Source organism: Dyadobacter sp. CY323, assembly GCF_021390245.1.
Classification (GTDB): domain Bacteria; phylum Bacteroidota; class Bacteroidia; order Cytophagales; family Spirosomataceae; genus Dyadobacter.
Genome location: NZ_JAJUXH010000015.1, coordinates 1 through 24,692, shown reverse-complemented (window position 1 = coordinate 24,692; position 24,692 = coordinate 1). Strand labels below are relative to the sequence as shown.

Sequence of the window (24,692 nt, the reverse complement as noted above, 5' to 3'; positions counted from 1 at the left end):
CGCTGTTCATTTTTTAATGCGGAACCAATTTTTGACCGGGATCTTTTCGATGAAATCATTTAGATCGTCCAGGTAACCGGTGAATGAAAACGCATTTTCGTTCGATGTACTCTGGAGTTCGCTTAGTAGCTCTTTCGCTGTCAGCCTTTGCGCGGGACTTACCTTTAACAGTTTGCTGATCAGTCTTTTCGTTTTTTTTGAAATATCGGGGAAGATCAAATCCGGCTCCGTGTATCTTCCCCTCTCGATCTTCACCCGTACTTCTGTTTCGTTTCGCCCATCAAATGGCAGGTAGCCCGTCAGCATTTCGTAAAAAAGCACTCCCATAGTCCAGCAATCCGATTGAATGGTTACTTTTCCGCTGAACTGTTCTGGCGCCATATAGTGGGAAGTTCCGATGATATAACCTTCCTGGGTCAGCTTCGGCGTGTAGGCCGATTTGGCGATTCCAAAATCCAGCAGCTTGGCAATGCTTTCTTTGTTAACCTTAATATTTCCGGGTTTTAAATCCCTGTGAATGATGTTCTGTTCGTGGAGGTGGGCTACTGCGAGGGCGATCTGTGTCATGATTTTCAAAACAAATGTCTCCGGTAACCTGGCCTGTCTTTTAATGAGCTTCTCGATTGTGATCCCCTCCACGTATTCCATAATGATGCAGGGATGGTCCTCTTCCATGGCAAATTCATAAAGGGCTGCGATGTGCGGGTGCTCGACGGATGCCTGAATGTATGCCTCATTTCGAAATCTGGCTGTCTGGTCGGTGTGATAGAGCACTTTGACGGCTGCCTGGCGGCGGGTGGTTTGGTGCACGGCCTGATAAACTTCGCCCATTCCACCCGATCCAAGCCAGTTTGTCAACACATATCCTCGTATTGATTTACCTAAATTCATGAGATCAAAGACCTTTTTGTACCGATAGTAATTCAAGACCGTATTTAATGGGGATCGCAAAGGAGATGATACCCTGGTTGGCATTGCCGCCTCCTGCATAATAGATCCCGATCACATTGCCTTTCGCATCGAACATCGGGCCGCCGCTGTTTCCGCCGCCGGTCGCATTCAAATCAAGCTGGTAACTATCTCCAAATCCTGATTCTTTGGCTGAAAACTCCGCTGAACTTTTCACTACCTGCTGGATGTGGCCCGGAGAAGTGACCGGCGATGCAATGCTGAACACTTCAGCATTCGGTTTGAAAGGATCATTGGATTTACGTACGATGCGTTGCTGCGGCGCGCCGCCGGGGTAACCCATTACCACAATGCCTTGTCCGGATTTCACGCTCGCATAATTATCCAGCATGGAAACCGGCGTCAGATCGGTCATATCCACTTTGATCAACGATACGTCGTGGCTTTGGGATGCAGTTACCAAATGCGCTTCATAAGGCTGTGAGGAGTTGGCGAAAACCACTTTGAGATACTTGTTTCTGCCTTCCACCTGCGCAGGCCTTCCGTTTACCAGGGTAGCCTCCGAAGGTACCCAGCCAAAGGTTTCATCGGGAGAAACAATGGGTTCTTTGCTTAAAACCGGCTCGCCGTTTTGCATTCCTTCAACGAGGTAGCCTGGGAAGTTATCCCACGAAAAGCCACTGTAACGTGTTTTCCAGGCTGCACCTACATGCCTGTTTGTCAAGATTTTACCATCACTTGTTGCTACAAAACCAGATCCTGTTCCACTCGATCCAACCGGCAGGCCGGCTCTCGATCTTCTTTTGGTGACCAGATAAGGTTCCATACCTGCGGAAGTTTGAACAAATAAGGGGTGAAAAGTGCCATTTGCGTCCGGGCGGTATTCATGGAAAAGCTCTTCGTTTTCTGATACTTCATAGAGCTCCCAGGAAATGTAGATCTTCACGACTTTGTCGGTGTTGGCAGCAGCGATTTTATCATAAGCTACTGCCTGATTTTCCTGGGAATTTTTAAGGATGGAGTCGATCTGGCGGTCTGTGAGGTTTTTGTTCATGGCTAAAAGACTGTCGGCTCTTTTGCGTTCCGCGCCTGTCAACTGGCTTAGATCGTCCCTGTTTTTTTGCCACATTACAAATCCTACCGTTCCAAAAAGCAGCATCGCGGCAGCAACCGTCGTCCAGAATGTGCGCTGCGATTTTTTGCGTTCGTGGGTGATTACACGTTCGAAAGTCTGTTTGCCGATTCCGGTTTTTACAGGTTCATTGGAAACTTCGGTCGGAACAAATTCGCTGGTCGGTTTCTGGATTTCCACCAGTCTTGTTTGAGGCATCATGTCTTGTGGACGCGGGTCGATATCGAAAATGAAAACCGGCCCATTGTTACCCAGTTGGATTTCGTCACCCGGCGAAAGCGCGTAGCTGCCGCGAACCCGCATTTTATTTACATAAATCCCATTGCGGCTGTTGTTATCGACCAGTTGAAAGCTCAATGGATTGTTTCCGTCTTTTACGATTTTACCGTGTTCGCGGCTTACAACCGTATCAATTTCAGGATCAAACTGAATGTCGCTGTCGGAGGAGCGGCCGAAAGTCAGCTCGCTGTGGGCGTTGAAATCGAATTCTTCAACCTGGTTACTCTTTGCACCTGAAATGTGGCGGATGATAAAGTTTTTTACAGAAGTGCTCATTGGGTTTAATGTTTTAAATTTTTTGGATGATGTTTTTGATTTTTTAGCGAATGATCTGTTTGTCATTCTGATGATACAAAGTTGGGGCAAAACAGAAGGCGAGTAAATTGGGAAAAACGTACATTTTTGGTCAGGAAAACCTGTATTTGGGAGTATAGGTTTTCCTGTATGCGGGGTTGGGGAATCGGGTTAGCTGACAGACTTACCAAGTCTAAAAAGACTTGGCAAGTCTTGCTAACCTAAAACCGTAGCTGCCAATCGCCCGATGTTCAGACTCCGGGCATTGGAATCGATGATATCGCGGTACAATCCGCCTTCCGCGTAAAGCGATTCGTGGGTGCCTTCGGATACCAGCGAGCCTTCACTCATGGTGTAAATGTGGTCTGCGTCCATGATCTGGCTGATGTTGTGAGAAATGATGAGGACCGTCCGGTCTTTTTTAATGGCTTCAATGCTGTCTTTGATCTGCTCGGTCGTGATCGCGTCCAGACTCGCAGTTGGCTCATCGAGAAAAATGATCGGCGGGTTTTTCAGGAACAGTCGGGCAATTGCTATACGTTGCTGCTGGCCGCCCGAAAGTGATTTGGCGTCGGCTTTATAACCCTCGGGCATTAGCAGGATCTGCTCGTGCAGCGACGCTTTTTTGGCAGCTTCCACAATTTCTTCAAAACTGGAATCCAGGCGTCCATAACGGATGTTATCTTCCACCGAGCCTGAAAAAATATGGTTTTTCTGCATCACCAGCCCCACGTGGTCCCTGACCCAATGCGGATCGTAGCTGCTCAAAGGATTTCCATCGAGCAGTACTTCTCCATGCGTTACATTGTAAAAGCCTGAAAGTACATTCATTGCAGAACTTTTACCTGCGCCCGATAAGCCGACTAGTGCGGTGGTTTTTCCGGGCTGCAAAGTCATGTTGATGTTTTTCAATGCATGTTTTCCATTGGGATAAACCAGGTTTACATTGCGCAGCTCGAAGTTGCCTTTGATCGTTTCCGGTTTGAGTTTATTGGATTCCGGGTTTTCGATGTAAGAGTCATTTTCAATCATCTCAAAAAAACCTTCCGCGTAGGTAAGCGCCTCGCTGTATTCATCATAGATCCGGTGCAAATGGCGGATTGGCGCGGAGACATTACTAAAAAGTCCCAGATGGAACATGATCGCGCCGAGTGCGATTTGTTTATTTAAAACAAAATAAACCGTCACGACAAAAACCATGATGATCCCCAGCTGCTCGGCCATGCTTTTCAGACTATCAAACAGGTAATTGGTACGGTGGTGTTTGATCTCACTTTCGGATAAATGTCGCGTTAATGATCTTTGGCGGGTTGCTTCGTACTCTTCTCTGACAAATGATTTTACAACAAAAATCGATTCAAAAAGTCCGAATAACATTCCTGCTTTTTCTTCGCGGAACTGCTGGATGTTGCGGCGGATCTGCGACTGGCGTTTGGATTGCTCGCGGCTGATCAATGCGTATATCGGGATGATCAACGTGGCGCAAATGCCGATCCAGACATTGTTATAATACATCAGGATCAATGCAAAAAAGGCGCTGATAAACATCGGGAAAATGTCGACAAACAGGTTTTTGACGGTCTTGGCCAGGTTTTCAATGCCTTTATCAATGCGTTTTTCCAGTTTTCCGATCTGATTGTGTGGTAGTGCGAAAAAGGACAAATGGTAGGAAACAACCCGGCTGATGGTGTAGTTGTGCAAGTCGGCGCCGAGCTGGAAACGGATGCGGTCACTCAGAAATTTTTGGCCTAACTGAACAAACAACCCCAAAATCTCTTTCCCGAAAAGAATGACCACCAGCCAGCCCACTACCATTCCGATCTGCTTGCCGGAAATGGGCTTCTCGACCATTTTTTCGATGGTATCCACCGTGTATTTCATCACGATCGGCGTTACCTGGGCCAGTGCCGCGCCCATTGTCGTGAGCAAAAGAATTAAAATAAATGTCTGGCGGTACTTGCTTACAAACGGCCAGAGCTTGCGAACGAGGCTGATAAATGACATGGCAGGCTAGATTTTACGGATGAATTCACGGGTGTTCAATGCGGCATCGGACTCGTAATCGTAGAATAGCTCGACCATCGAAGAAACGATATGCGGATCGTCGGTCAGAAATGCATTCAGCTTGGAAGCCCGGCCGCTGGAATTGGAGCCGCTGCCGAGAATGCAGACGCAAAGCGATTTTTGAATGCCCGGTTTGGTCTCGGTAGGCGTGCTGATAAACAGCTGAATCGGAAGGGTTTTATTGACTTTCGTAACCCGGACCCCCAGCTCCTGCATTTCCTGCATGGCCTGCACATGGTTGTTATAAAGCTGACGTAAAAGCGCAGCCTGCACATCACTTTCGTCCTGCCCGGCCGTGGTAGCGACCATAAACCGGTTGTGATGCGGAATGGATTCATTCACAGAAAGTGGCGCATTACTGCCGCTCCGGTAGGTTTCCACTGAAACGTGCTCATTGAAAATTTTACCTAAATATTTCACAAATGCATGGCTGCCTGCTTCATTTTGCTCGTTGAGCGTTACGAATTCCACTTTTGCGTTGCTACCTGTTTTTTGCAGGTAAATGGCGGTTTCTTTCAGTTTGTTTTCCACATCGGCGCTGTCGCGGAGTAATGCCTCGGCTCTTCTGGCATAATCAAACTGGGTGGCGTGGCGAAGTTCGTGCGGTTTCAAATCGGCATGTTTGGCGACCAGATCCATCCGGTAGGGCGAAATCGCTTCTATTTGCGCAGTATTGGATAAAATAAGCAGATGGTTTCCCTGCGTTTTGGATAATTCAATTACTTTATCGATTCCCGACAAAACTTCTTTGGTACCTTCCACCATCTGCACTTTTTCATTCACTTTTCCGCTCACTTCCACCATAATGCCATTCAGCGATTTGGTAGCCTGCACCAGCAAACCGGTCTGCGTTTTGATCTGGTCCATTTCCTGCTGGTTCAGACGTTCTTTCAAACGGTTCATTTTCTCGGTAGTAACCGTCAGGAACAATCCGATAAATAAGCTGATGATCCCGCCGACCAGACCGGCGATATCCAGCTCGCGGATGTAGCGGTCGATGCCCGCATTAAAATACGCATTGGTATCGTTCCACTTGCCATTTACGACATTGAAGTCGGAGAGGTAATGCATGGAATCGTTAAAAACGTAATGCCATTTCAGGGCCAGCGAAATCAGCAAACCAATAAATGGAATGAAGAAAAAGACATTGAAAAGCAATGGGTGCTTTTTAATGATATCAAATAACACAGTGAAAAATCCTTCTTCCTGATTGCTTTCCGGCGCGGATGAAGAGGCAGGTTTTTCAGATTGTCCGTTTCGGGGACGTGTAGGGGCTACCGTTTCTTCGGCCTGAAAAAAGTCGGGTAAATCGATTCGGGAATTCATGTGCCTAATGATTTGAGATTGAAATATTTGAACATGACAAAGTTCATTTTAAAGAAGAGGCTTGTAAATTGCGGGAAACCTACATTTGGGGTATAGGTAAACCTGTATATTTGATGAAATGGCTTTGTGTTTTCATGCTGCTCGCTCTTTGCAGCAACCTTTTTGCTCAAAAGAAAGAATCGGCAATCTCGATTTCCGGGAGTACGAAACCGGACACCAATGCGGTAAACGAGCTCAATCAGAAGGGTTTTGATTACTGGCTGGAAGGCAATGATTCGCTGGCGGTGATTCGCAGCAGTCAGGCGTTAAATCTGGCAAAAAAGCTGGGATTTTTGCAGGGAGAAGCAAAAGCCAGGCTGCATCTGACCCGCATTGAGCTGGACCGGTTTATGGATGTAAAACCTGCACATGCGCATCTGGACACGGTTTTACAAATTGCCAAAAAGCTTTCTGACAAAAGCCTGGAAGCGAAAACATACTTTCGCCGCGCGCAGTTTTATGAAGAAGTGATTGAAAACCAGGCAAAGGTGGGACCATTGCTGGATAAAGCGCTTCAATTGTATAAAGAAGCTGGTGATAAGCTGGGCCAGGCGCTGGTTTATGGTGAAAAAGCACAGATACTTGGTGGAAAGGGCGATTATGCCGATGCGATCAGCTTGCTTTTGACTGCCCGTAAAATCCAGGAAGATTTAAAAGATACCACCGCGCTCCGCTCGACCATCCCGAACCTGGGCGTTTATTATATCGCCATGGGCCTGTATGATGATGCGCTGAAAGTTTTCGCTGAGTCAGAAATCATCGCAAAAAAGCGGAATGACACTGTTTTAAAGGAATTTCTCTACAAGCAGCGTGCCGACATTTATGAGAAAAAGGGCCAGCATCAGCGGGCATTAGGCCAGTTGCAGCTTGCCGTCGATATCCACGGATCATCGGCTGCACCTTACCGGCTCGCGCGTACTTACGCGAAAATGGGCCAGAACTACCTGAAACTGAAAGATTACGTTAAAGGATTGAAATACACGGTTTTGGCCGATAAGCTATATAGTGAGTCTGCGGATGTGAATGAAGTCATGGACCATTATGTCCAGTCAAATTATGGGAAGATTTACCTGGCCCAAAAGCAGTATAAAAAAGTGATTAGTTATGCCGAGGATGGCCTGGTCTGGGCAATGGAGTCGGATCCGCCATTGCTTTTGGAAGCAGCGGAATACAACCGGCAGCTTGCGGAGGCTTACGAAAAATCGGGGAATGCTGCCAAAGCGTTGTATCATTTGAAACAATATAAAACGCAGTCGGATACGCTGCTCAACAAGGAATCGGTGCAGCGGATCACTGCTTCGGCGATGACTTATGAATTTGACAAAAAACAGCAGACGGCTAAGTTGAAGATCGAAACGCTGGAAAACGACCAACTTGTGCAGTCCCGCAATTTTTTGATCGGGCTCGTGATCCTGGGTTTTATCATCACGGGTTTTATAGTTTGGTCAAATCGAAAGTTGAAATCTAAAAATGCCGAGCTTTTAGCCAAAAACCGCGAGATTGAAGAGGCATTATTTAAAGGTCAAAAGATGGAACGGAAACGTGTGGCCTCCGAGCTGCACGATAACTTGAATACCAAACTGGCTGCATTGCGCTGGCGGCTGGAAGCGATGGATACCGGGAAGTATGAGGCATTTGACAGAAAAATCCATCAGGGATCCGTGGAAATGCTGGAAGACATTTACGACGATGTGCGCCTCATTTCACATAGTATGTTGCCAGTCGAGTTGGAAACGGAAGGTCTTTTGGCTGCATTGCAAAAGCTTGTTGATAAGCTCAATATCAATGCGAAAACCGAGTTTCTGCTGAACTTTGAAGGAAGTTACAACCGGCTGCCTGCCTCGATGGAACACCAGCTTTACATTGTCACGCTGGAACTGATCAACAACGTCATCAAGCACGCGCAGGCGTCAAAAGTCTGGATCAGTTTCAGTCAGACAGGCCAGGCCATGGTGTTGACTGTGAGCGACAACGGCGTTGGTATGGGGGACCCGGCACAATCTCAGGGCATGGGACTAAGTAACCTCACAAGCCGCGTAGAATCACTTGGGGGACAAATGACAGTGGAAAGTGCTGCCGGTAAAGGCACAACGACCGTGATCCGGGTGGCAATGGGGGGAGAGTGATGGTCAATCTTCAATGGTCAATCCCCCCTAATGCAACTTTGGCGCTAAATGATTTGCATAAAATGAGTCCTTCTTTCCCAGGTATTGCTGTGCGTCTCCCTGGCCGAAGCGGGCCCGGAGCATTTGGTATGTGTTGGGATAAAGGTCGTACGGTACGGATGTATATGTTTTGAATGAGCCGGGAGCCAGCCGGGTCAGGATTTTGTTTTCCAGCAATGGGTTTCCCAGGCTGCTCAGTCCCAAAAACGGGGAAGTGAAAGCCAGGCATAAGGTCAGGATCAGCGCATACTTCCTGGTTCGGTCCTGCACGCCGAAAGCGTGGATCGCGCGGGCAGAGGCTGATAATACGAGAATGGAAAACATCACTAAAACGGGCATTGTACCCCTGGCAAAGGCATCGTTGGCCACACCGATCCGGTAGATCGCAAATGGAAAATAAAGCAAAAACAGTACGCCGGTAAACCAGTAGGGAAAGGGATCCAGCCATTTTCTTAACAGGAAAAGCAAAGTAAAAAGGATCACGCTTTCAGCCAGAATGCCAGAAGTGTACGCTATACTTATCGCATTCAGTGAATAAAATTCCCACACGAAACCTTTCACAGGCAGCGAATCGGAAGAACTCAGGTAAAGGAAGGTTGGGATAAAAAGCAAACCAGGAAGAAGGATCGTCCAAATGGATTCCTTCGAGAAAACTCCCTGCATTTTCTTTCTTAACTGGATCAGCCCCAGTGCCAGCAGAAAAATAATGGCCGGGAAAATTGCCCAGAGGAATGTTTGGGTAATGGAGAAAAAGCTGTCGTTCGGGCGGTTTTTATAAAAGCAATCATGTAACAGTATCCCGGAAACGATCAGGCACGGAACGATCTGATTAGGTACCCAACGCGATTGATCGAAAAGTGACCAGACCGTTGAAAAATAGGGGAGTTCGTTAAAAGCTCCAAACCAACCGTTTAGAATTGCCAGCGGAAAAAGAAATATTCCACCCACGAACGGAAACAGCACCAGCAAAAATTTGTTTTCTTTCAGCAACGCAAGTACCCACGCAACACCCAGACCGAAGCCCAGCCACGTCCAGCAGAAAAGCGCCAGCACGGAAACATGCCCGATCCATTTGGAAATAAGTGCAGGCACCAGGTAGTAACCGAAATAGTAGCAGGCATACCGCTGTTTTTCCTCAAAGAAAATGGGCCAGCGGTTTTTGAACAGGTCGTAATATTTGGAATAATGGGCCCAGAAATCGGCGCTTTGCGGGAATATGTCGCCTATCCCTGTCAAAAGCGTCCAGACAAAACTAAATGCAGCGACAAAGAAAATTGCTGACTTGCCCAGCACTTTTTCGTGGCTGCTTTCAGGCTTTTTCAGTTCCAGTACATATAAAACGGATAATCCCATAACAATAGGGACGGCAAGCTTCCATTGAAACCAGTTGAGGGCAAAAACGATATTGGGCACCAGTAGATAAGCAATCGAAACTACGCGGAGCGAGCTAAATTTCATCGGAGCGGTGAAGTGAGTGTATGATATGTGGTTGTTGGTAACTCTCTGCAAATCATCTAAATGTAGGTAATGTGTATGAATAAACAAATGCATCGCAGAGATCGGCGTTTGAGCCCGGACGCCAATCCGGCCTTCTCCCGGGAAAACCTGTATCTATGTATAGGAAAACCTGTATTTTGATGCTATCCCATTGTGAATGAGCCGCTTTTGACGTTACTTCAAGCAAAAAAAATGCAGCAGCGATGATGAGATGGTTGAAATACCTTATGAAACGCATTTGTAGTGTACTGCTGCTTTTTCTGCTTTGCGCGGCGCATTCACCCGCGCAAACAAAACGCATTGAAATGCTCCGAAAAAGAATTTATCTGGCTTCAAACGAGAAAGAAAAGCTGCGGGCGATCCTGGACCTGTGCGAGGAACATCAGAGCCTGAACCGCGATACGCTGGACTATTATGCCTATTTTTCCAGAACGCTGGCAGCCAGGATCCATGCCGATGAAAAAAGTAAATCGCTCGCGCAACTTGCGGTTGGCAATGACTATTACCGCTGGGGCTGGATTGACAGTCTGCATTGGGTGGTGGATAAAGAACTTCCTAAAAACCCTGTTTCTGATCCCAAAACGAGGGAAATCTATTTCAAACTGGCGCGGTTGCGGGCCATTGGTTTTGCAGGAAGGTCCAGGTATACGGAGGCATTGTCTACTTTTTACAACCTTACCAGACTTGCTGAAAAGTATAGGGATACCCTGTATCTGGGCATCAGCCTGAACAGCATTGGTTCGGTGTCGCTGCTGCGCGGGGAGCCTGGCGAATCGCTCGACTGGATGAACAAAGCATTGTTTTACGCCGGGAAAAATGCGCGGTATCATGGCGTTCGGGCGGCAGCATATATTAATCTGGCCAATGCATATAACGCGCTCAACAAGAGTGATTCGGCGATTTATTTTATCGAAAAAGGCATTCGGTTGAGCAAGGAACTGGAAAACCTGAATTTCCTTTCCAATGCATTGCGTGTAGAGTCGCAGATTTTTGTCAAAACCGGAAAGCTCGAACGCGCCGAAGTCGCATTAAAGGAAATGTGGGAAACGCGGAAGTTGTCCGGAGATGAAAATCAGTTTACGGACGACGGAATGATGCTGGTCGATTTTTATATGCAGACCAAACAGTACGAAAAGGCAATTGCTTATTGCAAAAGGGCCTTATTGACCGGGAAGGAAGCCGACGCGCTGAATATCCGGTTCAGGGTAAGCTCGATTAACCTCCGGAAAGATTATTATGAGGCTCTGGCAAAGTGTTATAAAATCACCGGGAAAACCGCTTTGTATCAGGAAACGCTGGAAAAGCTGATTGCGGCGAAGGATTCGTTTTACAAAGACAACTCTGCGGAGGCAATGGCCGAAATGCAGGTGAAATATAACTCGGAAAAACAGCTTAATCAGATCAAAGACCTGGAAAACGACAAGTTGCGCGAGGCTGCCGAAAAGCAATCGCTGAAACTCAACTTTCTCATTGTGGCGGCGATGATCGGAATTGGCATGACGGGCTATGTGTTGTTTACAAATCGCCGCCTGAAAAGTCAGAACAAAGCTTTGTTACAGAAAAACCGCGAGATCAGGGAGGCGCATTTCAGGGGGCAGAATGTGGAACGAAAACGGGTCGCCTCCGAACTTCATGATAATCTCAATACCAAACTTGCTGCATTGCGCTGGAGGCTTGAAGCCATGGACGCAACCAAATACCCGGAGGCCGATCAACTGATTTTCGGCGGGTTGATCCAGATGCTTGAAGATGTATATGCGGACGTGAGGCTCATTTCACACAACATGCTCCCCGCCGACCTGGAAGCGCGCGGATTGGCTGCCGCATTAAATGAACTGACGGAAAACCTGAATAATAACCCACGGACGCGCTTTAACCTGGTACTGGATGGCACTACCAAAAGGCTTGATCCGAAGGTGGAGTTTGAACTCTATAACATTACGCTGGAACTGGTCAACAACATCATCAAACACGCCGGGGCAACTCAGGTCTGGCTGAGTCTTTCGCAAAATGAATCGGGTACAGTGCTGACTGTCAGTGATAACGGCGTAGGATTTCAGACCGATGTACAGTCTCCGGGAATTGGCCTGCGCAACATCAGCGCACGCGTGCAGACACTGGGCGGCAAATGGAAACTGGAAAGCAGTCCCGACTCGGGTTCGAAAGTGATCGTGGAAGTTGCGGCCTAAACCAGCTTGTATTTCATCGCGTATTTGATGATCCCGATGGCATTTTTCACATTCAGTTTTCGAAGAATGTTATGGCGGTGGGTTTCTACGGTTCCGATGCTGATAAAAAGCCGCTCGGCGATTTCGGTCGTGGAAAGTTCCTGGGCAATGAGTTTAATGATTTCCAGCTCGCGCGCCGTGACCGCGACGGGCTCAGGAGGCAGCTCGTCGCTTGTCGTACTGGCCATATTGGACGGGCTCAGCAGTTCCTTCATCACCGCCTCACTAAAATATTTCTCTCCTTTGGCGACGGTGGTAATCGCTTTTTCGAGTTCTGCACGGTTCGCTTTTTTCATGACATAACCCGAAATGCCGGCCTGAAATGCATGGCGGATCGTGTCGGCTTCTTCGGAAACGGTTAGCATTAAAATGCGAAGGGTAGGAAATTTTTCACGGATCTTAAGGGTAAGGTCGATGCCTGTTAGGTAAGGCATGTTGTAATCCGTAACCAGCACATCAACTTCCTGATTTTCAAGAAATTCCATGACTTTCCGGCTGTCATTGAGCGTGCCGACAATTTCGACATTGGCGATGGTGGAAATCAAGAGAGAGAGGCTGTCGAGCAGGATCTGATGGTCATCAGTTATGAGTACACGTAATGACATTTGATGAGGGGGATTTGGCGTTATTCAAATGTAAAGCAACATTTTGAAATTGCATACTTTAACTGGAAATTGCAACCGAACGTTAGATCCCTTTTTTATGCTGAAATTAGTACTGCAGGCCGTTTTGCTTTTAGCCTGTGTAGCCACCGCGCCGCGCAAAACCACCTGGACTGCCATCGGAGATTCGATTACGTACCTTAATGATCACAAAGATGAAACCGGCAACCGGGTGACAAAAGGTTATCTGACGCTGATCTCTGAAAAGTACCCGGATGTGGAATACGTAAACCAGGGACATAATGGCTGGACTTCGGTCAATATCGCTGAGAAGATCGAATCGCTGGGATTGGTGAAAACAGATGTGTACACGATTTTTTTGGGAACAAACGACTGGTGGCAGGGAAAGGCGCTCGGAACGATTTCGGATTACGAGAACCAAAATGGCACGTCGACGATCTATGGGGCATTCCGGGTGATTACCAACAAGTTAAAAAGCCTTAATAAAAATGCAAAAGTGATCCTGATCACGCCCATGCAACGGGGTGATTTTGTGTATATCAACAGTTCAAAAAACAATGCGTACGGATCCTACAAGCCTAAAAAGGAGCAGACGCTCGAACAAGTCGCCAATGCGATTGTAGAGATAGGCAAGTATGAAAAATACCCGGTCGTAGACCTGTATCACGAGAGCGGAATGGCGCTTGATAACATGGTGAACTTCAAAAGGCTTAAAGATCCGCAAACCGGCGAATATAAAAATTACACCTATCCCGAATACACCAACATTCCTTTTGATCCCGAAAAAGACGAATACCCGTATCCGGTTGAAGCCGGCAACATGACCTACGACGGTCTGCATCCTTCCGACAAAGGCTATGAGATTATCGCTAACATGTTGATTGAGAAATGGGAAGGACTTAAATGAGAGCTTGTTTGAGACCGGCCAGCAAATTGTACAGCGCGGTATTAATGCCCTCGTTATCGGCTTTTGATAGTTTTAAGTCCGCTTCCAGTTCGCTGCGCCTTTTCTTTGCAGTCTCGGCTTTCAGGATCACTTCTTTTGATTTGATCTGATCGTTTTCTTTGTAAGTCAGCCGTTCCGGACTGTGCACGGCAGATATCCCGTCGAGGTTGGTAATTTTGGCGTAATACTGGTTGTCCTGGCATTCGATTGTCAGATCAAAACGCACGTAGCCATATTTGGCGTGGATCAGGGGTACGTAGCTTGTTACCCGCAATTTCCCCGATGCGGAGTCTTCGAATGCGACTGCGTTTTCATAATTCCCAAAGGTCTTTATTACCCATTCCTGGACTTTTTTATAAACTTCGGCTTTGGCTAAGTTGGGTTTGCCTGAATCAGCATAATAAATGTTTTTTTCCTGGTCCAAAGGCAGCAAGCCTTCCTGGGCAAATGAATAACTGCTCACAAAAAGTAGCAAAAGCGAAATGACGGTGTTTTTCAAAATGGATCCGGATGATTGGTGGGCAAATATAGGGAAAACATTTTCGGTGTGCCGGGGATTGATTTAGGTTGAATTTAGTTTTAATAACCGGATCAAATGGTTACTTTTAAACAACATTAAACGCTGTTGGTTATGAGACACTTGAAAAGCCTTACGCTTGCTTCCGCAGTTTTGCTGCTGGCCTCATTTACATTCTTGCATCATGGCTGGGCTGATTACGACCAGACCAAACCAACGGATTTCACAACCAAAATCGAGGAATCCATTTACGAAAATCCGCATGTGCTGGCCAAAGTCAAGTACAAAAAAGATTTGATCACCGTTTTTCTGGCGCCCACCAGCCGCATGACCGACCGGGGTTTGACTGCCGATATGATCCAAAAAGGCGCATCTGTACGGTTGGTAGCTTATCCCCACAAAACCGAAAAAAATGAAATGCGTGCCGAGCGCATTTTCGTCGATGGCAAGAAATTCGAGTTGCGTTAACGGTGCTGGAATTTTTGGAAACGCTTGAAAAATCGACCTGGGCAGTGGGCATCAGGCAATCACTTTATCTATACCCGGTACTGGAAATCATCCATATACTGGGTATAGTCATGTTAGTGGGGCCGGCATTCCTTTTTGATCTTCGTCTTTTAGGTTATTCGAAAGCACTGCCGGTTTCTGGTCTTTCAAAACACCTGTTACCCTGGTCGCAAAGAGGTTTGATACTCATTATTCCTTCCGGGTTACTGCTTTTCATCACCAATGCCCAGGCGTTGGGGAGCGACGTGACATTCTGGCTCAAAATCGCGTTAATCGGCGTTGCTGGGCTGAATGTGTGGATTTTCCACCGTTTCATTTATAGGTTCTCAAAGGTTTCCGGCGAGCCTGCCGAGCTTTCTTTTTATTCCAGAATTTCCGCGCTCGTTTCGATTTCCGTCTGGATCGCGGTGATTGCCTGCGGACGGTTGCTTGCCTACTGAACCGGATACACATTGAATTCTTACGGTCAGTTCTCTAAAATCTCCCTAAGTTTGACCAAAATTTCAGGAGAACGGTGCATCAGAATTACTACTTTTTAAAACAACTCGCTCCCAGGCTTCATCAGGAGCTATCGGGGAAGGTTTTCGTGGAGGCTTTCAGTCAGGAGAAAGATGAGCTGATCCTGGTTTTTTCAGATACAGAAGACATGGATTCTGTATCGAATCCTTTTTTTATAAAAGCCTCACTCACAGCCCGTTTTTCATGCCTTAGTTTTCCGGACAAATTCGACCGCGCCCGCAAAAACAGTGTAAATCTGTTTACGGATTTTCAAGGGATTGTGGTTGATTCGGTTAAAGTTTTCCAGAATGAGCGAGCGCTGCTTTTTCATTTTTCGGATGGTAAAAAGCTGGTTTTTAAACTATTTGGGAACCGGTCGAACCTGATCTCATTTAGTCCGGATGGGAATGTTCTCCAACTTTTCAACAACAAGCTGGGCGCGGATAAAGCGATTACCCTGCCTTCGTTAAGCCGCGCGATTGACCAGAGTTTTAATGCATATATACTGAATGGTTTACGGCATGAACCTCTTTTTCCGACGTTTGGAAAGCTGGTCAATGCACATTTAAATGCATTATTAGCAGATAAACAAAATCCCGAAGAACGCTGGACAGTCATTCAAAAGCTGCTTGGACAACTGAATTCCTCTGCGTTTTTTGTCACGATGATCGACTCCACGCCAGTCCTGTCACTCTTTGAAACGGGTGACGTTCAGGAACGATTTGCGGATCCCATTGAGGCATTAAACCGGTTTTACATTGCCTACATCCGGCTAAATGGGTTAGAAAAGGAGAAAGGCGACTGGCTGAGGATCCTGCGGAAACGGATCACGCAAACGGACAATTACCTAGAAAATACATTCAATAAACTCGTTGAGCTGGAAAGTGCGACGAAGAATGAGGAGCTGGGGAACATTTTGATGGCCAATCTGCACCAGATCCCCGAACGGGCGGAAAAAGTCGAATTGTATGATTTTTACCGGGACCAGCCGATTTTTATTAAGTTAAAAAAAGACCTTTCCCCGCAGATCAACGCAGAAGGGTACTACCGAAAATCCAAAAATGAAAAGATCGAATTAGCCCGTCTGAATGAAAGTCTGGCGGCCAGGGAATCCGAGCGCGGGCTTTTGAAAAGTCATCTGGAAAGAATCGAATCAATGGAGTCGCTTCGGGAACTGCGGGCTTACGTGAAAGCAAATGGACTGGATCAGGGAAAGGCGGAAGTAACGGTCAATGATTTGTTTAAAAAAGTAGAATTTCAGGGGTATACCATTCTGATCGGACGGAATGCGAAAAACAATGATCTGCTGACCAAGAAATATGCGGGGAAAGAGGACTTGTGGCTTCATGCCAAGGATGTTACCGGCTCGCATGTGGTCATTAAAAACCAGTCCGGGAGAAAGTTTCCTGCCCTGGTGATCGAGCGTGCGGCGGAACTGGCCGCATTCTACTCCAAGCGAAAGAACGACTCACTCTGCCCCGTGATTTTTACCCAGAAAAAGTTTGTCAGAAAGCCGAAAGGATTGCCGGAAGGAGCTGTTGTGATTGATAAAGAGGACGTTGTGATGGTAGTTGCCAAAGGAGAATAGATTCTGATTTATTTCGTTTAAAATGATGTTTTAGAGGTTTTTAGCGAGGGGCGGGCTTTGATAATTCTTTTGATATAGCGATCTTCGTGTGAAAATAGAATCCGGAATTTGTAGTGCAGAATGCTTGAAAATCGTCGCTTTGTAATCATCATTTTTTTTGCTCTTGTAGGTTTAATATACTTATTGCGACTGTTCTACTTGCAGGTACTTGACGAAAGCTATTCCATTGAATCGTCCAGCAATTCTATTAAACGCGTCATAGAGATACCTTTTCGCGGCCAGATCTACGACCGCACGGGAAAGCTCATCGTTTATAATACCCCGGTTTACGATTTACTTGTTACTCCCTATAAGGCCAGGGTAGATGATACGCTTCGTTTCTGTCAGGTTCTGGGCATCGAAAGACGGGATTTTGACAGTCTGATGGCCGCCGCCAGTGCATACAGCCGGATGAAGCCATCCTTGTTTTTGAGGCAATTATCCAAAGAGGATTTTGCTTCCATTCAGGACATTATGGTCGATTACTCGGGATTTGAATTCGCAAAAAGCTCGCTGAGGACCTACACCGCGCCTACGCTCGCCAATACGCTCGGTTACGTGAGCGAGATCACCAGATCGCAGCTTGAAAAACAGGAAGAGCCTTATTACCGCCAGAGTGACTACATTGGTCAGAGTGGTATAGAAAAAATATACGAAAACGAGCTGCGGGGAAAACGCGGGACCAAGTTTGTGATGCAGAATGTGAATGGCGTGTACAAGGGACCGTGGAAGAGTGGCGAGCTCGATACGATGGCCGTCGCGGGTGAAAATCTTTATACCGGCATCGACCTGGAAGTCCAGCAGTATGCTGATAGTCTGATGGTCAACAAGGTAGGCAGCGTAGTGGCTATCGAGCCCAAAACCGGCCGCATCATTTCAATCGTTTCCGCGCCGACTTACGATCCGAATATTCTTGCCAGCAGATACTTTTCTAAAAACTTCGCGGCGCTGGTGCGAAATCCCTATAAACCGCTGTTCAACAGACCGGTTATGGCAAGTTACCGCCCCGGATCTACATTTAAGCTGATCCAGGCGCTGATTGGCTTGCAGGAAGGTGTTATTACGCCGGGAAGTGGTTTTACACATGCAAACTGCCCGATGAACTGCCACAATCACCCGGCTACGGGCTCGGTAGCACTGGGTGTAATGCATTCGTGCAACCCCTATTTCTACAATGTTTTCAGAAGACTCATTTATAAAAACAACATTCAGAATACATTCAAGGCATCGGCGGTCGGGCTGGACAACTGGCATGACCGGATCAGCAAGTTTGGGATCGGGCAGCGTCTCGGCATCGACCTACCCAGCGAATACAAAGGAAATTTACCTAATAAAAAATACTACGACCGTTTTTATGGCGAGTACCGGTGGAAGTTCTCGAATATCTATTCTTTGAGCATCGGAGAAGGAGAGTTGCTGATCACACCATTGAAAATGGCTAATGTCGCTGCCATTATTGCCAACAGAGGTTATTTCTACACACCGCATGTCATTCACGGGATTGGTGACAAAAAAACGGTCAATCCGGATTTTCTCGTCCGGCACGAAACGGGTGTGGATGCGCACAATTTTGAGCCGGTCATAGAGGGAATGATTGGTGCGGTAGAAGGAGGAACGGCCCGCAGGTCCAAAGTGGAAGGCATTACGATTGCCGGGAAAACCGGGACTTCTCAGAATAAAAAAGGTGATGATAGCTCGATCTTTATCGCGTTTGCTCCGGTGGACGATCCTAAAATAGCCATCGCAGTCTTCGTCGAATACGCAGGTGCGGGGGGCTCGGCTGCGGCTCCGATCGCCAACCTTGTGATCGAAAAATACCTTACCCGCAAGATCACCAACAAAGCGCTCGAAGAACGAATGCTGAAAGCGGATTTCATGAGCAAGGTAATCCTGCCCGGCCAGAAGAAACCGGTGCCGGTTGATACAACCAAGAAAAAACCGGTGCCTGTAAAAACGAATATCTTGAACAAACCGGTAGCTGTTAACCCGTAACTTCCATTGGGGTCTCACTAATGCAACATCAACAACATGGCTGAAAATAAACCTATTACCAAGAACATCGACTGGATCGTGGTGCTCATTTATATAGCATGCCTTGGAATCGGGTGGGTCAATATCTATGCGGCCGTTTACAATCCGGAGGTTCAGACCAGCATGTTCGACTCTTCCAACAATGCCGGCAAACAGCTCATGTGGATTGGTACCGCAGCGATTCTCATTGTTTGTATCCTGGTTATAGACTACAAATTTTATGAGACCTTTTCCTTCATTATATATGCCGTTGTCATACTTCTGCTGATCATGGTTTTGTTTGCAGGTTCTAATATCAACGGTTCCAGATCCTGGATTAAAATCGGGGCATTTTCTTTACAACCCGCCGAATTTTCGAAACTGGCCGTCAGTTTAGCTATTTCAAAATACCTGAGTGATCCGGCGATCAGTCTTACAAGAAAATTAAAGGATTATTACCCGATCATGGGAATCATTGCATTGCCTGCATTTTTGATCCTTTTATCCAATGAAACGGGCTCCATGCTGGTGTTTGCCTCATTTGCGATTGTTTTATATCGGGAGGGAATGCCTGGTTTTATTCCCGCGATCGGAATGGTCATGGCTGCATTGCTGATCATTACATTGCTTTTTGTGAAATGGTACATTGCCGCGGCCATTATTGTGATTGCTGGTCTGGTAATCTGGCTCATGCCGGTGATGACCCGGCGCAGGGGAGGACTTTGGGCGACCATCATCGTGGCTTTCGTGATGATCGGTATCGTTTTCGGCGTCGATTTTTTCATGAATAATGTGCTCCAAAAGCACCAGCGCGGGCGGATTATGGTACTGCTTGATCCCGATTCGGATCCGCGCGGCATCGGCTGGAATGTGATCCAATCAAAAATCGCGATCGGCTCGGGCGGCTTTACCGGCAAAGGATTTTTGCAGGGGACTCAAACGAAATTCGATTTTGTGCCCGAACAAAGTACGGATTTTATTTTCTGCACCGTCGGTGAAGAACACGGGTTTGCCGGCACGGCAGTTGTGGTCATCTTGTTTATTTCCCTGATTTCCAGACTGGTCATATTAGCCGAGCGGCAGCGAAGCCGTTTTGCGAGGGTATATGGTTACTGCGTGGCCGGAATTATCTTTTTTCACTTTATGATCAACATCGGCATGACGATCGGACTAATGCCCGTTATCGGAATCCCTCTGCCCTTTTTCAGTTACGGAGGATCTTCGTTATGGTCTTTTTCAATACTTCTTTTTGTATTCCTCAAAATCGACGCGCAGCGTCCCTTTACGCTCTCGCGAGGATAACGATCAGAGTTTGCCGGCTGCCATGATCAATAAAACCCATCCTGCAATGAGCGCAAGGCCACCGATCGGGGCAGTGGCGCCGAATTTTGTGATGCCGGTAAAGCATATGGCGTAAAGTGATCCGGAAAAAATGATTACGCCGATCGCAAACGCATTGCCCGACCAGCCCAGCAGCTTCACGGCATCCTGCCCGGCGCGCTGCATCAGTAAGCCTACCAAAACCATTGCTAATGCGTGATAAAACTGGTATTTCACCGCTGTCTCAAAGGTGTCCGATCTGCCGGAAGCTTCCAGCATCCCTTTTAATGCATGTGCCCCAAACGCGCCGAGTGCCACGGCGAGTGCACCAAGAATACCGCCAGCCTGAATCATGAATTTCATATCGTAATGGAAAATTAAAAATCGTAATGCGGGCCGTTAACTAAAAACAAGCCTCTACTGACGGTAAAGTTAGACGTGGGATGAGGGTCAACCAACTGTTTGGCTCAATTTTATTATCTTGCGCGAATGGAAATTTGGCGGTCGGCATTGAGCGCTATATGTGGAAAAGATTTACAAAATGACGTTAGAACGCTTTATCCAGCTCTGGACACACCGTTATAAAAAATACTCGCACATTTACAAAGCCCGCCTTCTGGGATACCGGGCGCGGTTTCATTTCAAAAGCATCAAGTCCAGGCTAGAGAAGGGGCAAAAGCTGATCGCCATCGTTCGTACCGAGCATTTTGGGGATATTATTGCAGCGGAGCCCATTTCCAGGTATGTGAAATCGATTTATCCGGATTCCTATATCGTATGGTTTGTGAAGCCTGTGTACCACCACCTGGTCGAGTTTAATCCATCTGTAAACGAAGTTTTTGACGAGTTTTGCGCGACTGAGCGGAAGGTGTTGATGGATGGAGGTGTTTTTGACGACGTTTTTGAACTTCAGTTCCGCAACAATAATCATTGCCCGCAATGCGATGTGTACTACGAAAACCCGGTTGCATTGAGCAGGGACATTACGATTTTCAACTATTTCGATTACGGAAACCTGCTGGAAGTCTTTGCGCAAACCGCCGGGCTTATTCCGGTGAATAGTTCTTTCCCGGCGGATGATCAGCTAAAATTGTATTTGCAGGATGCGCACCGCAAAAAAGTGGATTCGATAAACTTGCCGGAGCGGTTTATTGTTTTGCACTGCCGTTCGAATTACCCTCCTAAAGACTGGCCGTCAGACCGTTGGGAGCAGCTGGTTGAGTGGCTGGCGGGACGTTACGATTACCAGATTATTGAAATTGGTCAGAAAAGCGATCTGCATGTGAAGACGTCAGCATACCGGAATCTGTGCGGGCACCTATCCATTCTCGAAACTGCGGAAGTGATCCGGCGTGCTGCTTTTTTTATCGGCCTGGACAGCGGGCCGTCGCACCTGGGCAATGCTACGGGCACTTTTGGGATGATCCTGATGGGTTCTCTTAATAATTTCCCTGATTATAATCCTTATTCGGGCAGGTATGGTACTCAGCAGAATGCGGTTTTTATCCGTCGGCCAGGCGTACCGTGCAGTGACCTTTCTTTTGAATTTGTTCAGGAAAAAGTAGAAAAGGTGTTGAGTAAGGGATTGGAAACAGCTTAAAGACAAACGGTTACCTGGATCCGAAAATGGCGCTTCCTACCCGGACCAATGTGCTGCCTTCTTCCATCGCAATCTGGTAGTCGCCGCTCATGCCCATCGACAGTTCCTCCATTTTGACCCGCTCATTCTTGTATTTTTTGAATGAATCAAACAAAGCTTTCAATGCCCGAAACTCAGACCGGACAATCGCCAGGTCCGGCGTATTGGACGCCATTCCCATTAAACCGGAAATTTGGATGTTTGTAAGGTTTTTCAGCTCCGGAGACGTCACAATTTCGATTGCCTCTTCTTGGGAAAGACCGAATTTGGTCTCTTCGCTGGCAATGTATATTTGTAAAAGGCAGCAAATGACCCGATCGTGTTTTTTTGCCTCTTTATTTATTTCTTTCAATAATTTGAAACTGTCAACAGAATGGACCAGCGCCACATAGGAAGCCATGTATTTGACCTTGTTGCTTTGCAAATGCCCGATCATATGCCATTCGATATCTTTGGGAAGCTGCTCGTATTTGGAAGTCATTTCCTGGACTTTGTTTTCTCCAAAACACCGGGCGCCAGCCTGATATGCTTCCATAAGAATTTCAACGGGCTTGGTTTTGGTCACTGCAACCAATCGTGTTTCCTGTTTTAATCCTTTTTCGATTTTCTCTATATTCTCGGAAATGGAAGACATTGTGTGGTCTAATTTTTTGATAATTAAAGTATTATAAGGAAAATAAAGCTTGTTACACCCGGAAATTAGATGTTTACATATTTCAAAATTGAAAAAAACCTATTTCTTTTACCAACTGAATTAAAAATTTAACCTTCTGTATGGACTACAACCAGGAACAAAAGCAAGACCGAAAGACATTGTTATGGGCCGCTCTGGCAGTGTTATTATTATTAAATCTGGTGCTTGTTTACTTCATATATCATGAAAAGCAGGAGAACCTGGCCAAAGATGAGATCATTACTGCAAAAACAGAGGAGGTTTTATCGATAAAAACAAAACTTGATTCGATTTCTGTTGAGCTGGATATTAAAATTGCTGAAATACAAAAGCTGGGCGGCAGTGTCGATTCGCTGATTACATTGAAGGCGCAGCTGGAAAGGGATAAGTCGGAGTTGAAAAACGCAACCACGTACTCGGCATCAAACTATACTAAAATGATCAGGTCCTACGAAAATGTCTTGTCTGAAAAAGACGGTGAAATAGCCAGATTAAGGCAGGAACTGGGCATTGCAACAAGCAAAAATCAGGAACTTAACCAAAAGGTAACCGGCCTGGAATCCGAAAAGCAGCAACTGGCTGACTCGGTCACCAATTACTCGGTGCAGAACAAGGAGTTGAGTGAGAAGGTCAACATCGCATCTGCATTACGCACGGAGAACCTGACTGTGAATGCAATCAATTCAAAAGGCAAGGAGCGGGAGGGCGGAAAATACAAGTCGAAACGAATCGACAAATTGCGTGTGAATTTCAAGCTGGCCGATAATGCGATCGCCAAGCAGAATGAAAAGGAGATTTACCTGCGCATTCTTGATCCCGATGGAGCTGTGCTTTCCGATATGGCAACCGGCTCAGGTTCGTTTATGTTTGGTGGTAAGGAGTTGATTTACAGCTCTAAACAGTCGGTTTCATTTGATAATACAGGTCAATCGGTCGATATCTTCTACGGTCGTGGCGGCATTCCGCTGAAAGACGGTAAATATGCGATTGAGGTTTACAGTGAAGGATTTAAGATCGGTCAGGGGGATTTTACGGTGAAGTAGGATTTTGCCTGAATAACTTGCAGTTAAGTCACAACAGGGCTTGGAATTTCAGATTTCAAGCCCTATTTTTGCACCCTCATTTTGGTGTTTAGCCATTGTGAGGATTTTTAAACAAATAATAATTAATCAATTACCGTATGTCTAAGCAATATGAAACGGTGTTCATTCTAACTCCCATTTTGTCTGAGGCCCAGGCAAAGGACGCCGTTGAAAAATTCACTGCAATCATCACCTCGAATGGTGCTACGATTGTACATGAAGAAAATTGGGGATTGCGCAAGCTGGCCTACCCCATCCAAAAGAAAAACTCAGGTTTCTATCATGTAGTGGAGTACACTACTACCGAAGGAAACGTGGTTGACGTTTTGGAAACCGAGTTCCGTCGTGACGAGCGCATTTTGCGTTTTATGACTATCGTTCTTGACAAGCATTCGATCGCTTACAACGAGAAGAAACGCAAAGGACTGATAGGAAGAAAGAAAGAAGAACCTAAAACCGAAAACGCATAAGCTATGTCACTAGTAAACGAGCCGGTTGAAAAAAACAATAACCGCAAAAAATACTGCCGTTTTAAGAAAGCGGGCATTAAATACATCGATTACAAGAATCCTGATTTCTTATTGAAGCTTGTAAACGAGCAAGGTAAAATCCTTCCGCGTCGTCTGACTGGAACAAGCCTGAAATATCAGCGCAAAGTATCCCAGGCTATTAAAAGAGCACGTCATTTGGCGCTATTGCCATTTGTTGCCGATCAATTGAAATAATTAAGAAAGAGCTACAACAATGGAAATAATACTAATAACAGATATAGCAGGTGTAGGTTATAAGAACGATATCGTGACCGTGAAGGCGGGTTACGGCCGTAATTATCTTATTCCTCAGGGTTTTGCATTATTGGCTAATCCCACTAACCGCAAAATCGTTACTGAAAACGTACGCCAGGCTGCTCATAAAGCTGAAAAGCTTAAAAAAGATGCAGAAGAAATCGCAGCAGCAATCGGAGATCTTACAATTGATATCAAAACTGTTGTTGGAGAAAGCGGCCGTATCTTCGGACGTGTTACCAATACGCAGGTTGCAGATATCCTTAAAGCAAAAGGTTTCAATATCGATCGCAAGAAAATTACGTTGGATGATGTAAAATCCATCGGAACATATTCTGCAACGATCGATCTTCACAAAGAAGTAAAACACAAAGTGACGCTGAATGTAATCGCAGCGGAAGATTAAGTGTTTAATGTCGCGTCCTAAAATAAGTTGACGGTTTTAGATTGAGTTTAGGCCTTGGGGTGTTTCTCCAAGGCTTTTTTATGTACTGCATTCGGGGTCATCATTTTGAGACTAAGATGAGGCCTG

Annotated in this window: 22 protein-coding genes; 13 read left to right on the top strand and 9 right to left on the bottom strand. The window is 46.4% G+C overall.

Annotated elements, in window-relative coordinates:
- Positions 1-6 precede the first annotated feature (6 nt).
- The 4 genes from LZG72_RS19810 to LZG72_RS19795 all read right to left on the bottom strand — a co-directional run bounded on the left by LZG72_RS19810 (position 7) and on the right by LZG72_RS19795 (position 6,004).
- Positions 7-891, bottom strand: a complete 885-nt coding sequence (locus LZG72_RS19810; protein WP_233876341.1) for a serine/threonine-protein kinase — start codon at positions 889-891, stop codon at positions 7-9.
- 4 nt (positions 892-895) lie between these two features.
- A complete protein-coding gene (locus tag LZG72_RS19805) occupies positions 896-2,596 on the bottom strand; it encodes a trypsin-like peptidase domain-containing protein (RefSeq protein WP_233876339.1) in 1,701 nt (566 codons plus the stop codon).
- 234 nt (positions 2,597-2,830) lie between these two features.
- Positions 2,831-4,618 (bottom strand): ABC transporter ATP-binding protein, encoded by a 1,788-nt coding sequence (locus LZG72_RS19800; protein ID WP_233876337.1) that lies wholly within the window; start codon positions 4,616-4,618, stop codon positions 2,831-2,833.
- A gap of 6 nt (positions 4,619-4,624) precedes the next feature.
- The gene (locus tag LZG72_RS19795; RefSeq protein ID WP_233876335.1) at positions 4,625-6,004 is read right to left on the bottom strand and encodes a hypothetical protein; all 1,380 of its coding nucleotides are present in this window, start codon (positions 6,002-6,004) and stop codon (positions 4,625-4,627) included.
- Between the two features lie 113 nt (positions 6,005-6,117).
- Between LZG72_RS19795 and LZG72_RS19790 the strand changes: the two genes are divergently transcribed.
- Positions 6,118-8,169, top strand: a complete 2,052-nt coding sequence (locus tag LZG72_RS19790; protein WP_233876333.1) for an ATP-binding protein — start codon at positions 6,118-6,120, stop codon at positions 8,167-8,169.
- Between the two features lie 27 nt (positions 8,170-8,196).
- On the opposite strand, the gene LZG72_RS19785 is transcribed toward LZG72_RS19790, so the two are convergent.
- Positions 8,197-9,666: a hypothetical protein gene (locus tag LZG72_RS19785; protein WP_233876331.1), complete on the bottom strand. Its 1,470-nt coding sequence runs from the start codon at positions 9,664-9,666 to the stop codon at positions 8,197-8,199.
- 266 nt (positions 9,667-9,932) lie between these two features.
- On the opposite strand from LZG72_RS19785, the gene LZG72_RS19780 reads away from it, so the two are divergent.
- The gene (locus LZG72_RS19780; protein ID WP_233876329.1) at positions 9,933-11,894 is read left to right on the top strand and encodes a tetratricopeptide repeat-containing sensor histidine kinase; all 1,962 of its coding nucleotides are present in this window, start codon (positions 9,933-9,935) and stop codon (positions 11,892-11,894) included.
- On the opposite strand, the gene LZG72_RS19775 is transcribed toward LZG72_RS19780, so the two are convergent.
- Positions 11,891-12,538, bottom strand: coding sequence for a response regulator transcription factor (locus LZG72_RS19775; protein ID WP_233876327.1), 648 nt, complete (start codon positions 12,536-12,538; stop codon positions 11,891-11,893). The two genes, LZG72_RS19780 and LZG72_RS19775, sit on opposite strands and share 4 nt — an antisense overlap.
- Positions 12,539-12,635: 97 nt before the next feature.
- Between LZG72_RS19775 and LZG72_RS19770 the strand changes: the two genes are divergently transcribed.
- Positions 12,636-13,463 (top strand): SGNH/GDSL hydrolase family protein, encoded by an 828-nt coding sequence (locus LZG72_RS19770; protein WP_233876325.1) that lies wholly within the window; start codon positions 12,636-12,638, stop codon positions 13,461-13,463.
- Here LZG72_RS19770 and LZG72_RS19765 read toward each other — a convergent pair.
- Positions 13,456-14,001, bottom strand: coding sequence for a DUF4468 domain-containing protein (locus LZG72_RS19765; protein WP_233876323.1), 546 nt, complete (start codon positions 13,999-14,001; stop codon positions 13,456-13,458). The genes LZG72_RS19770 and LZG72_RS19765 overlap by 8 nt on opposite strands.
- 132 nt (positions 14,002-14,133) lie before the next feature.
- On the opposite strand from LZG72_RS19765, the gene LZG72_RS19760 reads away from it, so the two are divergent.
- The 5 genes from LZG72_RS19760 (at position 14,134) to rodA (ending at position 19,963) form a co-directional block, all read left to right on the top strand.
- On the top strand, positions 14,134-14,487 hold the full coding sequence (locus LZG72_RS19760; protein WP_233876321.1) for a hypothetical protein: 354 nt from the start codon (positions 14,134-14,136) through the stop codon (positions 14,485-14,487).
- A gap of 14 nt (positions 14,488-14,501) precedes the next feature.
- Positions 14,502-14,966: a DUF6644 family protein gene (locus tag LZG72_RS19755; RefSeq protein ID WP_233876319.1), complete on the top strand. Its 465-nt coding sequence runs from the start codon at positions 14,502-14,504 to the stop codon at positions 14,964-14,966.
- 74 nt (positions 14,967-15,040) lie between these two features.
- A complete protein-coding gene (locus tag LZG72_RS19750; RefSeq protein WP_233876317.1) occupies positions 15,041-16,612 on the top strand; it encodes an NFACT RNA binding domain-containing protein in 1,572 nt (523 codons plus the stop codon).
- A gap of 120 nt (positions 16,613-16,732) precedes the next feature.
- On the top strand, positions 16,733-18,643 hold the full coding sequence (locus LZG72_RS19745; RefSeq protein WP_233876315.1) for a penicillin-binding transpeptidase domain-containing protein: 1,911 nt from the start codon (positions 16,733-16,735) through the stop codon (positions 18,641-18,643).
- Positions 18,644-18,679: 36 nt separating this feature from the next.
- Positions 18,680-19,963 carry a rod shape-determining protein RodA gene (rodA, locus tag LZG72_RS19740; RefSeq protein ID WP_233876313.1) on the top strand — a complete coding sequence of 428 codons (1,284 nt, stop codon included), beginning with the start codon at positions 18,680-18,682 and terminating at the stop codon, positions 19,961-19,963.
- A 3-nt stretch (positions 19,964-19,966) separates the two neighbouring features.
- Here the strand turns inward: rodA and LZG72_RS19735 are convergent, their stop codons facing one another.
- Positions 19,967-20,344: a DUF423 domain-containing protein gene (locus LZG72_RS19735; RefSeq protein WP_233876312.1), complete on the bottom strand. Its 378-nt coding sequence runs from the start codon at positions 20,342-20,344 to the stop codon at positions 19,967-19,969.
- A 178-nt stretch (positions 20,345-20,522) separates the two neighbouring features.
- On the opposite strand from LZG72_RS19735, the gene LZG72_RS19730 reads away from it, so the two are divergent.
- Positions 20,523-21,581, top strand: a complete 1,059-nt coding sequence (locus LZG72_RS19730; protein ID WP_233876310.1) for a glycosyltransferase family 9 protein — start codon at positions 20,523-20,525, stop codon at positions 21,579-21,581.
- Between the two features lie 10 nt (positions 21,582-21,591).
- Here the strand turns inward: LZG72_RS19730 and LZG72_RS19725 are convergent, their stop codons facing one another.
- Complete coding sequence (locus LZG72_RS19725; protein WP_233876309.1) at positions 21,592-22,254, bottom strand: YggS family pyridoxal phosphate-dependent enzyme; 663 nt, start codon at positions 22,252-22,254, stop codon at positions 21,592-21,594.
- A 140-nt stretch (positions 22,255-22,394) separates the two neighbouring features.
- Here LZG72_RS19725 and LZG72_RS19720 point away from each other — a divergent pair, with 140 nt between their 5' ends.
- The 4 genes from LZG72_RS19720 (at position 22,395) to rplI (ending at position 24,566) form a co-directional block, all read left to right on the top strand.
- Entirely contained in the window at positions 22,395-23,336 is a 942-nt protein-coding gene (locus tag LZG72_RS19720) for a hypothetical protein (protein WP_233876307.1), read from the top strand.
- A 137-nt stretch (positions 23,337-23,473) separates the two neighbouring features.
- Positions 23,474-23,845: a 30S ribosomal protein S6 gene (rpsF, locus tag LZG72_RS19715; protein ID WP_233876305.1), complete on the top strand. Its 372-nt coding sequence runs from the start codon at positions 23,474-23,476 to the stop codon at positions 23,843-23,845.
- Positions 23,846-23,848: 3 nt separating this feature from the next.
- Entirely contained in the window at positions 23,849-24,100 is a 252-nt protein-coding gene (rpsR, locus tag LZG72_RS19710) for a 30S ribosomal protein S18 (RefSeq protein ID WP_026630174.1), read from the top strand.
- 19 nt (positions 24,101-24,119) lie between these two features.
- Entirely contained in the window at positions 24,120-24,566 is a 447-nt protein-coding gene (gene rplI / locus LZG72_RS19705) for a 50S ribosomal protein L9 (RefSeq protein WP_233876303.1), read from the top strand.
- Positions 24,567-24,692 lie beyond the last annotated feature (126 nt).

Bases quoted from the DNA above. Each gene is read 5' to 3' on its own strand.
- LZG72_RS19810 (WP_233876341.1), bottom strand. From the start codon at position 891: ATGAATTTAGGTAAATCAATACGAGGATATGTGTTGACAAACTGGCTT.
- LZG72_RS19805 (WP_233876339.1), bottom strand. From the start codon at position 2,596: ATGAGCACTTCTGTAAAAAACTTTATCATCCGCCACATTTCAGGTGCA.
- LZG72_RS19800 (WP_233876337.1), bottom strand. From the start codon at position 4,618: ATGTCATTTATCAGCCTCGTTCGCAAGCTCTGGCCGTTTGTAAGCAAG.
- LZG72_RS19795 (WP_233876335.1), bottom strand. From the start codon at position 6,004: ATGAATTCCCGAATCGATTTACCCGACTTTTTTCAGGCCGAAGAAACG.
- LZG72_RS19790 (WP_233876333.1), top strand. From the start codon at position 6,118: ATGAAATGGCTTTGTGTTTTCATGCTGCTCGCTCTTTGCAGCAACCTT.
- LZG72_RS19785 (WP_233876331.1), bottom strand. From the start codon at position 9,666: ATGAAATTTAGCTCGCTCCGCGTAGTTTCGATTGCTTATCTACTGGTG.
- LZG72_RS19780 (WP_233876329.1), top strand. From the start codon at position 9,933: ATGAAACGCATTTGTAGTGTACTGCTGCTTTTTCTGCTTTGCGCGGCG.
- LZG72_RS19775 (WP_233876327.1), bottom strand. From the start codon at position 12,538: ATGTCATTACGTGTACTCATAACTGATGACCATCAGATCCTGCTCGAC.
- LZG72_RS19770 (WP_233876325.1), top strand. From the start codon at position 12,636: ATGCTGAAATTAGTACTGCAGGCCGTTTTGCTTTTAGCCTGTGTAGCC.
- LZG72_RS19760 (WP_233876321.1), top strand. From the start codon at position 14,134: ATGAGACACTTGAAAAGCCTTACGCTTGCTTCCGCAGTTTTGCTGCTG.
- LZG72_RS19745 (WP_233876315.1), top strand. From the start codon at position 16,733: ATGCTTGAAAATCGTCGCTTTGTAATCATCATTTTTTTTGCTCTTGTA.
- rodA (WP_233876313.1), top strand. From the start codon at position 18,680: ATGGCTGAAAATAAACCTATTACCAAGAACATCGACTGGATCGTGGTG.
- LZG72_RS19735 (WP_233876312.1), bottom strand. From the start codon at position 20,344: ATGAAATTCATGATTCAGGCTGGCGGTATTCTTGGTGCACTCGCCGTG.
- LZG72_RS19730 (WP_233876310.1), top strand. From the start codon at position 20,523: ATGACGTTAGAACGCTTTATCCAGCTCTGGACACACCGTTATAAAAAA.
- LZG72_RS19725 (WP_233876309.1), bottom strand. From the start codon at position 22,254: ATGTCTTCCATTTCCGAGAATATAGAGAAAATCGAAAAAGGATTAAAA.
- LZG72_RS19720 (WP_233876307.1), top strand. From the start codon at position 22,395: ATGGACTACAACCAGGAACAAAAGCAAGACCGAAAGACATTGTTATGG.
- rpsF (WP_233876305.1), top strand. From the start codon at position 23,474: ATGTCTAAGCAATATGAAACGGTGTTCATTCTAACTCCCATTTTGTCT.
- rpsR (WP_026630174.1), top strand. From the start codon at position 23,849: ATGTCACTAGTAAACGAGCCGGTTGAAAAAAACAATAACCGCAAAAAA.
- rplI (WP_233876303.1), top strand. From the start codon at position 24,120: ATGGAAATAATACTAATAACAGATATAGCAGGTGTAGGTTATAAGAAC.